General features: G+C 65.5%; 6 protein-coding genes. 1 reads left to right on the top strand and 5 read right to left on the bottom strand.

All coding sequences use genetic code 11. The features are described 5' to 3' along the window. The 5 genes from treZ to BI327_RS34165 are packed head-to-tail and all read right to left on the bottom strand — an operon-like array spanning nt 1 to nt 11,234. The gene (gene treZ, locus BI327_RS34185) at nt 1–1,752 is read right to left on the bottom strand and encodes a malto-oligosyltrehalose trehalohydrolase (RefSeq protein ID WP_076865765.1); all 1,752 of its coding nucleotides are present in this window, start codon (nt 1,750–1,752) and stop codon (nt 1–3) included. After that, the gene (gene glgX, locus BI327_RS34180) at nt 1,749–3,821 is read right to left on the bottom strand and encodes a glycogen debranching protein GlgX (RefSeq protein ID WP_076865764.1); all 2,073 of its coding nucleotides are present in this window, start codon (nt 3,819–3,821) and stop codon (nt 1,749–1,751) included. The genes treZ and glgX overlap by 4 nt, the downstream gene beginning before the upstream one ends. Nucleotides 3,822–3,824: 3 nt before the next feature. After that, nucleotides 3,825–5,972 (bottom strand): 1,4-alpha-glucan branching protein GlgB, encoded by a 2,148-nt coding sequence (glgB, locus tag BI327_RS34175; protein WP_076865763.1) that lies wholly within the window; start codon nt 5,970–5,972, stop codon nt 3,825–3,827. After that, complete coding sequence (treS, locus tag BI327_RS34170; protein WP_076865900.1) at nt 5,969–9,274, bottom strand: maltose alpha-D-glucosyltransferase; 3,306 nt, start codon at nt 9,272–9,274, stop codon at nt 5,969–5,971. The genes glgB and treS overlap by 4 nt, the downstream gene beginning before the upstream one ends. A 10-nt stretch (nt 9,275–9,284) precedes the next feature. Continuing rightward, nucleotides 9,285–11,234, bottom strand: coding sequence for an alpha-1,4-glucan--maltose-1-phosphate maltosyltransferase (locus BI327_RS34165; protein ID WP_076865762.1), 1,950 nt, complete (start codon nt 11,232–11,234; stop codon nt 9,285–9,287). A gap of 203 nt (nt 11,235–11,437) precedes the next feature. Between BI327_RS34165 and malQ the strand changes: the two genes are divergently transcribed. Further along, nucleotides 11,438–13,384, top strand: coding sequence for a 4-alpha-glucanotransferase (gene malQ / locus BI327_RS34160; protein WP_076865761.1), 1,947 nt, complete (start codon nt 11,438–11,440; stop codon nt 13,382–13,384). Nucleotides 13,385–13,398: the final 14 nt, after the last annotated feature.

Genomic DNA, 13,398 nt, shown 5'->3' with positions numbered 1-13,398 from the left:
CTATCCGATGTGCCAGCGCACCGCCCAGCCGGGCAGGTCGCTCGACAACGCGCCGCCCCAGATCGCAGTTCCCTTCGGTTCGGCCACGCCGGCGATGTCCCGATCCGACAGATTGAGCGTCAGCCACAGCGTGCGGCCGTCTCCCATCTGCCAATGCGCGGTCAGGAGATCGCCCGTGACTCCGTCGCCGCCGAAGCGCGCCCCTGGGAGCCGCGGCGTGATCTCGCGCCGCCGCACCGCGAGCAGGTCGCGCACCAGCGCAAGCCGCGCGCGGGCGGGATCATGGCCGAGCGCCGCCCAGTCGAGCACGGCCGACCGCACGGTCTCCTCGGCAAGCGGATCGGGAATGTCGTCGCCATATTTGGCGTAGGCCCAGGCGAACTCCTTGCGCCGTCCGGCACGGACCGCGTTGGCGAGGTCGCCCTTGAAATCGCAGAAGAACGGGAACGGCGTCGTCGCGCCCCATTCCTCGCCCATGAACAGCATCGGCGTGGTCGGCGCGATCAGCGTCACCGCCAGCGCCGCCTCGATCGCCTCAGGCTTTGCGATGCTCTCGAGCCGGTCGCCGAGCGGCCGGTTGCCGATCTGGTCGTGGTTTTGCAGGAAGTTGATGAAGCAGGTCGGCGACAGCATGCCGCTCGGCTCGCCGCGGGCCTTGCCGCCCCAGAACTCCGAGACTTCGCCCTGGTAGATGTAGCCCGACGACAGCGCGCGGGCGAGGTCCTGCTTCGGCGCCCGGTAGTCGCCGTAATAGCCCTGGGTCTCGCCGGTCAGCAACACGTGCCAGGCGTGGTGATAATCGTCATTCCACTGGCCGCGGAACTTGCCGTGTGGCGGGTCCGCGGCGGCATCGAGCAGGCTTGCGATGTTGTCGCCGTTCTCGAGCACGAGGTTGATCTGGCGGCCGGTCTCGGTGGCAAGCCTGCCGGCGGCCTTGCTGAAATCGTGGATCACGAAGATCTCGCCGGCCTCGACGATGGTGTTGACGGCATCGAAGCGCAGCCCGTCGAAGCGATAGTCGCGCAGCCAGCTCACCACGCTTCCGATCGCAAACTCGCGCACCTCGGGCACGCGATAATCGATCGCGCTGCCCCACGGCGTATGCTTGTCGCTGAAGAAGGAGGGTGCATAGCGGCCGAGATAATTCCCTTCGGGGCCGAAATGATTATAGACCACGTCGAGCATCACCATCAGCCCGCGCAGATGCGCCTCGTCGATCAGGGTCTTGAGGTCTTCGGGGCGGCCGTAGGCGCTATCGGGCGCGTACCACAGCACGCCGTCATAGCCCCAGTTGCGGCGGCCCGCGAAGTCCGCGAGCGGCATCAGTTCGAGCGCGGTGATCCCGGTTGCGACCAGATGATCGAGCTTGTCGATCATGGCACGATAGGTGCCCTCGGGCGTGAAGGTGCCGACATGGGCTTCGAGAATGACGGCCTCGTGCCAGGGACGGCCGCGCCAGTCGGTCGCGCGCCATTTGAAGGCGGTGTGATCGATCACCTCGCTCGGGCCGAACACGTCGTCCGGCTGGAAGGCGGAGGCCGGATCGGGAACGTCGACTTCGTCATCGATGCGGAATTTATAGCGCGTGCCGGCGCGTGCGCCCGCGATCTCGCCGACGTACCAGCCGGCGGCATCGCGCGTGAGCGGATGTGGCTTGTCGAGCAGCAGGTCGACCCGCTTCGCTGCCGGCGCCCAGAGCCGGAAGCGCGCGCCATCGGGTGTCAGCTCGGGGCCGAAATGCTGCGCGGTCATGCGGAGCCTGCAAATGCCAGCACCGAGCGCGGCGGTGCCGTGGTGTCTGCGCCGGATGCGAATTGCTCGGCCGTCTGCTGCGCTTTGGTTGTGTTCAAGACCTGCTGCCAGCTCTTGTATTCCGCCATCCTCGGCATCCTGAACACGATCTCCTGCGGCGCGGCATTGAGCACGATAAAGACCGGCGCTTGTCCTGGTTCCATCGGCCCCAGCACATAGGCGAGAAACCGGCTCTCCGGGAATTTCCAGTCGGATTCCTTCATCTCCTCCGCCGCCGGCGTCAGCCACAGCACGCCGTAGCTGCCATCGGTACGGCGGCCGTCGAGCCAGCTCTGGCAGCGGATCTGGCCGAAGCGCTGGCGCAACGCGGTGAGGTGGCTGATGAAGTCGATGGCGTCGTCATCGGTGCCGAGATTCTCCCAGCCGATCCAGCCGGTCTCATTGTCCTGGCAATAGGCGTTGTTGTTGCCTCCTTGCGTGTTGGCGACCTCGTCGCCGGCGAGGATCAGCGGCGTGCCCTGGGCGAGCAGCAGGCAGGCCAGTGCGTTCTTTCTGAGCTGGCGGCGCAGCGCGATGATCGCAGGGTCGTCGGTCGGGCCTTCGTGGCCGCAATTGTTGCTGTGATTGTCGTTGGAGCCGTCGCGATTGTCCTCGCCATTGGCCTCGTTGTGCTTCTCGTTGTAGCTGAAGAGGTCGGCGAGCGTGAAGCCGTCATGCACCGTGATGTGGTTGACGCTGGCGCGGGTGGCGCGGTTGTCGTGGTGAAACAGGTCCGAGGAGGCGGTCATGCGGCCGGAGATGTCACCGATCAGGCTGCCTTCGCCGCTCCAGTAGCGCCGCATCGCGCTGCGATAGCGGTCATTCCACTCCGACCATTGCGACGGAAAGGCGCCGACCTGGTAGCCGCCGAGACCGAGATCCCAGGGCTCAGCGACCATCTTGGCGGTCGCCAGCACCGGGTCCTGGCGGATCGCGGTGAGGAAGGGATGGTTGCGATCGAACCCATTCGGTCCGCGCGCCAGGGTCGTTGCGAGATCGAAGCGGAAGCCGTCGACATGGCAGACCTCGACCCAGTAGCGCAGCGAATCCATCACCATCTGCAACACGCGCGGATGGGTGAGGTTGACCGAGCTGCCGCAGCCGGTGAAGTCGTCGTAGAAGCGCGGGTTCTCGCGGTTCAGCCAGTAATAGGAAGCATTATCGATGCCGCGGAAGCACAGCGTCGGGCCCATATGGTTGCCCTCGGCGGTGTGGTTGTAGACCACGTCGAGCAGCACCTCGATGCCGGCATCGTGCAGCCGCGCGACTGTTGTGCGAAACGAGTCGAGCACATTGTCCTGGGCGTAGCGTGCTTCCGGCGCGAAGAAGGCGATGGTGTTGTAGCCCCAGTAATTGGCGAGTTTCTTCTCGACCAGGACACGGTCGTCGATCAGGCCGTGGATTGGCAGCAGCTCGATGGTGGTGACGCCGAGTCGCTTGAGGTGGTCGATCATTGCCGGCGATGACAGGCCACCATAGGTGCCGCGCAAATTCGGCGGCACGTCCTCGCGCTTCTGCGTCAGGCCCTTGACGTGGGCCTCGTAGATGATGGTGTCTGCCCAGGGAATATGCGGGCGGATCTCGCGGCGGCCCCAGTTGAAGCTCTCGTCGACCACGACCGCCTTCGGCATGCCGCGGGCATTGTCGCGCCGGTCGAACGAGAGATCCTCGCGCGCGCTGCCGGTGCGATAGGCAAAGTGCGCATCGCTCCACACCAGCCGGCCGGCGAGCCGCTTGGCGTAGGGATCGAGCAGGAGCTTGTTGGCGTTGAAACGGTGGCCGCGCTCCGGCGCGTAGGGCCCGTAGACGCGATAGCCGTAGAGCTGGCCCGGCGAGACGTCGTTGAGGTAGCAGTGCCAGACGTCCTCGGTGCGCTCCGGCATCTCGATCCGCTCGAGCTCGCGGCGGCCCTGGCCGTCGAACAGGCACAGCTCCACCTTCTCCGCATTCGCCGAGAACAGCGCAAAGTTGGTGCCTCTGCCGTCCCAGCTTGCACCGAGCCGTGCGGAGGTTCCCCCGGTCAGTCGCATGAATCAGCTTTCCGGTACGAGGAAGATCGCAGCCAGCGGCGGGATCGTCAGGCTCAGTTCCGGCGCGGCACCCTCCGATGCGCGCACCTCGCCGACATTGCCGACATTGGTGCCGCCGTAATGCGCCGAATCCGAGTTGAACACCTCGTGCCACTTGCCCGCGAACGGCACCCGGACGCGATAGTTGCGATAGACGTTGGGCGAGAAGTTCAGAACCACGAGGCAGCGGGCGCGCTCGGCATTGCCCTTGCGGATCCAGGCGAACAAATTGTTGTTGGCGTCGTCGGTGATGACCCATTCGAAGCCGGCCTGGTCGCAGTCCAGCTCATGCAGCGCCGGCAGCGCGCGATACAGCCGATTGAGATCGCGGACCAGATTCTGGATGCCGCTGTGCCTCGGCTGTTGCAGCAGATGCCAGTCGATCGAGTAGTCGTGATTCCACTCGCGCTCCTGGCCGAACTCGCAGCCCATGAACATCAGCTTCTTGCCGGGGTGGCCGAACATGAAGCTGTAATAGGCGCGCAGGTTCGCGAAGCGCTGCCAGTCGTCGCCGGGCATGCGGCCGAGGATCGAGCGCTTGCCGTGCACGACCTCGTCGTGGGACAGCGGCAGGATGAAGTTCTCCGAGAAAGCGTAGTGCAGGCCGAACAGGATGTCGCCGTGATGGAATTTGCGGTGGATCGGATCCTTGCCGATGTATTTCAGCGTGTCGTGCATCCAGCCCATGTTCCACTTGTAGCCGAAGCCGAGCCCGCCATATTCGACCGGACGCGACACCTGCGGCCACGCGGTGGATTCTTCCGCCGCCGTCGTCGCCTGCGGGAAGTGCGCGAACAGCTCGGTGTTGAAGCGGCGCAGGAAGTCGATCGCCTCGATGTTCTCGCGGCCGCCATATTTGTTCGGGATCCAGCCGCCGGCTGGACGGCTGTAGTCGAGATAGAGCATGGAGGCGACGGCATCGACGCGCAGCCCGTCGATGCCGTAGCGGTCGAGCCAGAACAGCGCGTTCGACACCAGGAAGTTGGTGACCTCGGTGCGCCCATAATTGTAGATCAGCGTGCCCCAGTCGAGGTGACGGCCCTGCAACGGATTGGCGTGCTCGTAGAGCGCAGTGCCGTCGAAATTGCCGAGGCCGTGCGGATCGTCGGGGAAGTGCCCGGGCACCCAGTCGAGCAGCACGGCAAGGCCTGCGCCGTGGCAGGCGTCGATCAGCGCGGCGAAATCATCCGGCGAGCCGAACCGGCTGGTCGGCGCGAACATGCCGGTCGGCTGGTAGCCCCAGGAGCCGTCGAACGGGTGCTCCGATATCGGCAGGAATTCGAGATGGGTGAAACCCATGTCGCTGGCATAGGCGGGAAGCTGCTCCGCCATCTCGCGATAGGTCAGCCACTCGTTGCGGCCCTTGCGCCGCCACGACCCGAGATGGACCTCGTAGATCGACATCGGCGAGCTCAGCGCGTTGACGCGATCGGGCGCCGGGCGCGGATGCGGGATCTTGCGCTCGTCGATCACGATCGAGGCGGTCTTCGGGCGCACCTCCGCGGCGAACGCCAAGGGATCGGACTTCAGCGGCAGATGCTGGCCGTTGCGTCCGATGATCTCGAACTTGTAGTGGTCGCCGACGCGTGCCCGCGGGATGAACAGCTCCCAATAGCCGGGGCCGCGGACGCGCATCGGGTGGCGGCGGCCGTCCCAGAAATTGAAGTCGCCGACCACGCTGACCCGCCGCGCATTCGGAGCCAGCACCACGAAGCCAATGCCGTCGACGCCGTCGAGCGTCATCGGATGCGCGCCGAGCGTATCGTAGACGCGCTGATGCGTGCCTTCGCCGAGCAGATAGAGATCGAAATCGCTCAGGATCGGCGGAAAGCGGTAGGCATCCTCGAGCTCGACGACATTGTCGCCGAAGCGGGCGCGAAGCTGGTAGCGCGTCGAGCCGTTCGGCAAGGGACCTGCGAACAGGCCGGAATCATGGATGCGCGCGAGCGGTGCCGTCTCGCCATGCTCGCCGATCGCCTCGACATTGGCGGCATCGGGCAGGAAGGCGCGCACCACGTTGCGATCCCCCTCGGTGTGAAGCCCGAGATAATGGAAGGGATCGGAGTGGCGGCCCTCGATGATGGCATAGGCTTCGGCAGGCAGTTTGCTCATGCAACCTCATGCGGCTGTTGCGCCAAAATCCTTAACAAGCCGGTCAGCGGCACCCGGAGCCAATCCGGCCGGTTGGCCAGCTCATACTCGATCTCGTAGAAGGCTTTCTCAAGTACGAAAAAGTTGAGCAGGCGATCGGCCGCCTTGGCGTCGGCAGGCCACAGGCGCTGGCCGGCCATGGTCTCGCGATAGGCCGCCAGCAGGGTGTCCGCGGCCTGGTCGCGCCATTCGGCCACGGCGAGGCTTAGCCTGCCGCTTTCGTCGGGAGCGACCTTGAGCGTCCGTTCCAGCGCGGCGGTTGCCGCATAGTCGATCGAGCGGATCAGGCCGGCGACGTCGCGCGCCGCCGGTGCCTTGCGGCGGCGCTCGGCGATGGTGCGGCCGGGCCCGCCGTCGAAATCGATGATGAAGACGTCGTCCTTGACCACCAGCAGCTGGCCGAGATGCAGGTCGCCATGGTGGCGGATGTTGAACCCGTCGCTCTCGCGCGGCAGCAGGGCCTTGAGCCGGTCCGGCAGCGTGTCGTGCTGGGCCTGCAACTGATCGGCCAGCAGCCGCTCGGCCTCCTTGAGGGAGCCGCGCCGCTGCTTCAGCGTGTCGAACACGCGCTCGGCGCGCGCCATGATCTCGTCGATCCAGCGCTGCAAATCCTCGGGCTTGGTCGGCTCGGGCGCGAAGTCGGGCAGATCCCGGTTGCTGGCGAGCGCGATGTGCAGCTCGGCGAGACGCTTTCCGGCATGCGACATGTGGCGCAGATAGGTCGCATGATCGCCGTTCTCTGCCGGGTGCTCGCTCACTGCGAGCAGACGTTGCCGTTCGACGAGGCGGTCGAGATGCGAGGCGGCGACGTTCCAGAGGTCGCCCTGGTTGACGACCATTGCATGCAGCACGGCGATGGCGCTGCGCTTGTCGCCCTCGACCAGTTCAGAGGTGCCGAGCAGCGCCGGGGTGTTCGGGAAGTCGACCACCTCGGTGAGGAAGCGGCCCATCTCGATCTCTGGATTGATGCCGACCTCGAGCTTGCGGTAGATCTTGGTGACATATTCATTGTCGACCAGCGCGGTCGAGTGCGGCTGATCGTTCTCGAACACGCGAATACGCTCGGGCTGCCGCACCGGCCGGTCGGAGAAGCGGCTGGTCGGGCGGAATTCGAGCTTGAGGCCCTGCTCGCCTTCGTCGACGGTGAGGTTTTCCCGCAGATTGCGCAGGAACAGGCCGGTGAAGATCTGGTCGGTGGCGACGTCGAGCAGCGTGCCCTCGCGCGCGCCCTGGCGCACGGCAGCGAAGGCGCGGGGGTTGTAGCGCTCGCGGTCGAAGCGCACCCATTCGATCTGCATCGGCAGCACGTAGCGGCTGGTGGTGCCGCGCTCCGTGGTTTCGAAGAAGATCAGCCAGGGGCGGTTGTCACCGACGTCGCAGAACGGGATCGCGGACACCAGCGTCGGCTGGATCGCCTTGGCGGAATGCTCCGGGTACCAGCGCGACCGGGAGAGATGGCCGGGCAGCACGTCGTGCTCGAACACGCCGCGCTCCCGCGCCAGCGATGTCCAGGTCGAATTCAGCGGCACCACCAGGGTCTCGAACTCCGGTACCGCGCGCGGCTTCACCGGCTCGGACTTGTCGCGTTCCTGCAGCTGGAACCAGTAGAAGCCGTACGGCGCCAGCGTGATCATGTAGGGCAGCTCGCCGATCGCCGGGAAGCGCGTGCGCCCGAGCATCTCGAGCGGGATGCGGTCCTTGAAGGCGGAGAGGTCGAGCTCGGTGGCCTGCGCCGAGCGCGACAGATTGGCGACGCACAGGATCGCCTCGCCCTGGTACTGGCGCACATAGGCGAGCACCGAGCGGTTCTCGGGGCGGATGAAGGTCATGGTGCCGCGCCCGAACGCGAGCGTCGATTTGCGCACCGCGATCAGCCGCTTGGTCGCCGAGAGCAGCGAGGACAGGCTGCGCGACTGCGCCTCGACATTGACCGATTCGTAGCCGTAGACCGGGTCCATGATCATCGGCGCATAGAGCCGCGCGGGGTCTGCGCGCGAGAAGCCGCCGTTGCGGTCCGGCGACCATTGCATAGGGGTCCGCACGCCGTTGCGGTCGCCGAGATAGATGTTGTCGCCCATGCCGATCTCGTCGCCGTAATAGATGATCGGCGTGCCGGGGAACGACAGCAAGAGCGAGTTCATCAGCTCGATCTTGCGCCGGTCATTGTCCATCAGCGGCGCAAGCCGGCGGCGGATGCCGACATTGATGCGGGCGCGCGGGTCGTTGGCGTAGGTCGACCACAGATAGTCGCGTTCGACGTCGGTGACCATCTCCAGGGTCAGCTCGTCGTGATTGCGCAGGAACAGCGCCCATTGGCACGCCGCCGGGATGTCCGGCGTCTGCCTGAGGATGTCGGTGATCGGGAAGCGGTCTTCCTGCGCGATCGCCATGTAGATGCGCGGCATCAGCGGGAAGTGATAGGCCATGTGGCATTCGTCGCCATGGCCGAAATATTCCTGCACGTCCTCCGGCCATTGATTGGCCTCGGCCAGCAGGATCTTGCCCTTGGCATAGGTGTCGAGCTCCTGGCGCAGCCGCTTGATGATGGCGTGCGTCTCCGGCAGGTTCTCGTTGTTGGTGCCGTCGCGCTCGCAGAGATAGGGAATCGCGTCGAGCCGGAAGCCGTCGACGCCGGTGTCGAGCCAGCGCTTCATCACCTGCACGATGGCGCGCACCACGCGCGGATTGTCGAAGTTCAGGTCCGGCTGGTGCGAGAAGAAGCGATGCCAGTAGAACTGGCCGGCTTCCGGATCCCAGGTCCAGTTGGACTTTTCGGTATCGGTAAAGATGATCCGCGTATCGAGGTATTTCTGGTCGGTGTCGCTCCAGACGTACCAGCTGCGCGCGCTCGAATTCGGCGGGCTGCGGCGGGCGCGCTTGAACCAGGCATGCTGATCCGAGGTGTGGTTGACGACGAGCTCGGTGATGACCCGCAGGCCGCGCTTCTTGGCTTCCTGGATGAAGCGCTTGAAGTCCTTCATCGTCCCGAAATCGGGATTGATGTCGCCATAGTCGCCGATGTCGTAGCCGTCGTCGCGGCCGGGCGAGGGATAGAACGGCAGCAGCCACAGCGCGGTGACGCCGAGTTCCTGTAGATAGCCGAGCTTTTCCGTCAGCCCCGTGAAGTCGCCGATGCCGTCATTGTTGCTGTCGGCGAACGCCTTGACGTGCAGCTGGTAGATGATCGCGTCCTTGTACCACAGCTGGTCCGCGGTCTCGGTCGCCACCTTCGGCTCGGTATTGACGGAGGAGAAAACGTTCATGACGGCTCCTTCAGGCGACACAGCGCAACAGCAACGCGGGATCGCGCGCAGGATCGAGATGCAGGCGAATGCCTCCCTGTTCGAGCGCATGGCGCTCGCCGGTGACCAGGTCTTCGACGGCCGTGGCCGCGCGGCGGACCTCGCCATGGCCGACCATGACGTCGCGGAGCGGCAGCCAGACCTCACGCGGTTCGGGCGACAATGCAATCGCGGCCGCGATCACATTGCCTTGCTCGACCGCCTCCTTGATGTAGCCGATCACGCCGCCGTCATCGACATTGATAAAGCGCAGATTGGCGAATTGTTGCAGGGCCGGATTGCCGCGCCGGATCAGGTTGAGCGCCGCGATATAGGGCTTGATGTTCCCGGGCTCGTCCCAGTCGCGAACCCTGATCTCATACTTCTCTGAGTTGAGATGTTCCTCGCGGCCGGGCACCGGCGTGTGCTCGCGCAATTCGAAGCCGCTATAGATGCCGTAGCTGCTTGAGAGCGTCGCGGCCAGCGCGACACGCGACTTGAACATCCAGGATTCGCCGCTTTGCAGGTGGAAGGGCAGGATATCGGGTGTGTTGACGAAGAAATTCGGCCGAAAGAAGTCACGCTCGGGATAGGAGATCAACTCGCCGAGATACTGTTCGAGCTCGAAACGCTGCGTCCGCCAGGTGAAGTAGCTGTAGGACTGCGTGAAGCCGAGCTTGGCGAGCCCCTTCATCAGTTTCGGCCGCGCGAAGGCTTCCGACAGGAACAGCACGTCCGCGTCGCGCTCCTGCACCTCGCGGATCAGCCACTCCCAGAATGCCAGCGGCTTGGTGTGCGGATTGTCGACCCGGAAGATCTTGACGCCCTGTTCGACCCAGAACAGCACGACGTCGCGCAGCGCGCGCCACAGCGCAGCGGCATCCTCGGAACCAAAATCCGGATTGACGACGTCGTTCCAGCGCTGCGGCGGCTGTTCCGCGGTGCGCATCGATCCATCCGGACGCCGCTTGAACCACTCGGGATGCCCGGTCAGCCAGGGATGATCCGGCGAGCACTGTACGGCGAAATCGAGCGCGACCTCCATGCCGTGCGACTGGCATGCCGCAACAAAAGCGCGGAAGTCGTCGCGTGTGCCGAGCTCGGGATGCACGGCGTCGTGGCCGCCCTCGGCCGCGCCGATCGCATACGGGCTGCCGGGATTGCCCGATTGCGCAATCGCGGCATTATTGCGACCCTTGCGATGCGTTTGGCCGATCGGGTGGATCGGCGCCAGCAGCACGACGTCGAAGCCCATCGCGGCGATATCCGGAAGCCGCGCGATGCAGTCGATGAACGTCGCATGAACGCCCGGCGTCTTGCCTTGGCTGCGCGGAAACATCTGGTACCACGCGCCGCTGCGCGCCCGCGGCCGGTCGGCGGTCAGGGGATAGAGCTGCGATCGCAGCAGGTCGCGGCGAAACTGGCTGCCGGCCATCGCGTTCCGCAATTCCGGTGCGAGCAGCGCGCCCGGCTCGCCGGTCTGCAGAAAGAGTTCGCATTGCCGGATGATCACGGCGGCTGCGGCAGGTCCCCCGGCCTGCGCCTGGGTCAGCATACCCGCGCCCTCGACCGCATCCAGCGTGTGGTCAGAGCCGTCGCGCTGCTTCTGCTCGAAGCGATGCCGCCAGCTGGCGAATTCGTCGGTCCAGGCCTCGATCGCGAAGCTGTAGCGGCCGGGCCGGTCGGGCACGAAGGCGCCACCCCAGCGGTCGTCGCTGTGCAGCGTCATCGGCGCGAACTGCCACTCGCCGTCGCCCTCATGCCGCCACGCCAATGCGGCTGAGATCACGTCATGTCCGTCGCGGTAGATGTCGGCCCAGACCTCGACCGGTTCGCCGGCGATACGCTTGACCGGAAAGCGGCCGCCATCGACCGACGGGTAGACATCGGTGATATGAAAAGTGCCATGGGCACTCTCGACAGGCCGGAGGGTTTTGTTCACGGTGATGCCGCCATTGAAAATGCAAATGACGTCCCGGCGCCGGGAAGGAGGCGCGCCAGACCCATATAGAAAGCCGCTCGCCGGGCAATGGTTCCCGGTGGGAACGCCGGATAGGGTAGAGCGTTGAACATCAACTATCCCTTTCCCGTATCTGTACAATTTAGCAACGATCCCAATACCGTTGCGAGCAGGCAGCGTGCCGAATGGACCTTTACGCCAAAGCCCAGACCCTGGGAATCCAGACCGAGTATATCGATGGGAGCGGTCACCGCCGTGTGACAACCCCCGAGGCGCTGACGGCGATCCTCGCCGCGCTGCCGCCCCAGACGCCGCGGCGGATCGTCGCCGATCCGGTGGTCATGCGTGGCGGCCGTGGCGGGCAAACGCAGCTCGCGGAGGCAGCCCGGCTTCCGGTGCAATGGAAGGTCACCAGCGGCACCGCCGTGCTCGCGCAAGGCGAGGCGCATGAGCGGAATGTGACCTGGCCGTCCGGTCTACCCGAAGGCGTGCACCGGTTGCAGCTATCCGACGCAGCGGGCAGCGAGGAGCTGCCGCTCCTGGTGGCACCGGAAGGCGCGTTCGGCGGCACGTTCGACCGCTGCTGGGTGATCGCGGTCCAGCTCTACGGCGTACGGTCCGCGCGCAATTGGGGCATCGGCGACTTCACCGACCTGCAGGGCCTGCTCGAATTCGCCCATCGGCTCGGTGCCGACGGCATCGGGCTCAATCCGCTGCATGCGCTGTTCGACGACCGGCCGGGCGATTGCAGCCCGTACTCGCCGAACAGCCGGCTGTTCCTCAACGCGCTCTATATCGACGTCGAGAAGATTCCCGAATATCGCATCGATGCGCAGACGCAGGCCGCGCTGGCGCATCTGCGCAGCAACGACATGGTCGACTATGTCGGCGTCGCGGCGCTGAAATGGCCGGCGCTGCGTGCGGCCTTCGCCGCCTTCAAGGCCAATCCCGGTCTCGGCCGCTGGCAGGATTTCGAGGCCTATCGCAAGGAGCAGGGCACGCTGCTGTCGCGTTTCGCCTGCTTCGAGACGATGCGGCACAGGATCAACGCGCCGTGGTGGGAATGGCCGGACGACTGGCGGCAGCCCGACGATACGGCTTGCGCGAAACTGCACCGGGCGCGCGACACCGCCGCCGAAGTCGAGTTCGTCGAATTCGTGCAATGGACCGCGGATCGCCAGCTCGGCGCCTGCCAGGCGCTCGCGCATCAGCTCGGCATGCGGGTCGGGCTCTATCTCGATGTCGCGGTCGGCGTGCAGTCGGATGGCTTCGACGCCTGGAATGAGCAGACCGCAATCTCGCGGCATCTCGGCGTCGGCGCGCCGCCGGACCCGCTCAACACCGCGGGCCAGGACTGGGGACTTGCCGGCTTCAACGCCGCGGGCCTCGAACAGCGCTTGTTCGAGCCGTTCAGGCAGATGCTGCGGGCCGCGATGCACCATGCCGGCGCGATCAGGCTCGACCATGCCTTCGGGCTGAAGCGGCTTTATCTCGTGCCGCGCGGCTTTGGCCCGGCCAATGGCGCCTATGTTCTGATGCCGTTCGAGGCGCTGCTGGCGGCGACCGCGCAGGAGAGCGCAGCCAGCCGCTGCGTCGTGATCGGCGAGGACCTCGGCACCGTGCCGCCAGGGTTCCGCGAGCAGATGAACGGCTGGGGCATCTGGTCCTATCTCGTGATGATGTTCGAGACCGACGACCACGGCGCCTTCCGCAACGCCGACTACTATCTGCCGAACGCGTTGGTCACCTTCAACACCCACGACCTCTCGACGTATGCCGGCTGGCGCTCGTTCAGCGACCTCAAGACCAAGCGTGCGCTCGGGATTGATCCCGGCGAGACCGACGAAGGCCGCTGGCATGCGCTCGGCCAGCTCGACGACGTGCTGCGCCGGAACGACATCCACCACAATGATTTCTATTCGGTGGTGAGCTTCATGGCGCGGACGCGATCGCGGATGATGGCGGTCTCGATGGAGGATCTGCTCGGCATCGTCGACCAGCCGAACATCCCCGGCACCGTCTATGAGCATCCGAACTGGAAACGGCGGCTCCCGGTCTCGATCGAGCATTTGTCGTCGGCGATCGATGTCGACGCGCTCAAGCGCGCAACCCGCGAGCGCTCGCATGCCTGACAACGCGGAGCACG

The sequence above is a fragment of the Bradyrhizobium mercantei genome, assembly GCF_001982635.1.
GTDB classification, from domain to species: Bacteria; Pseudomonadota; Alphaproteobacteria; order Rhizobiales; family Xanthobacteraceae; genus Bradyrhizobium; species Bradyrhizobium mercantei.
Note: the sequence above shows the minus strand (reverse complement) of the source record. Positions and strands in the feature narration are given on the sequence as shown.

Coding starts and splice junctions, on each gene's coding strand:
- treZ (WP_076865765.1), bottom strand. CDS start 1,752: ATGACCGCGCAGCATTTCGGCCCCGAGCTGACACCCGATGGCGCGCGC.
- glgX (WP_076865764.1), bottom strand. CDS start 3,821: ATGCGACTGACCGGGGGAACCTCCGCACGGCTCGGTGCAAGCTGGGAC.
- glgB (WP_076865763.1), bottom strand. CDS start 5,972: ATGAGCAAACTGCCTGCCGAAGCCTATGCCATCATCGAGGGCCGCCAC.
- treS (WP_076865900.1), bottom strand. CDS start 9,274: ATGAACGTTTTCTCCTCCGTCAATACCGAGCCGAAGGTGGCGACCGAG.
- malQ (WP_076865761.1), top strand. CDS start 11,438: ATGGACCTTTACGCCAAAGCCCAGACCCTGGGAATCCAGACCGAGTAT.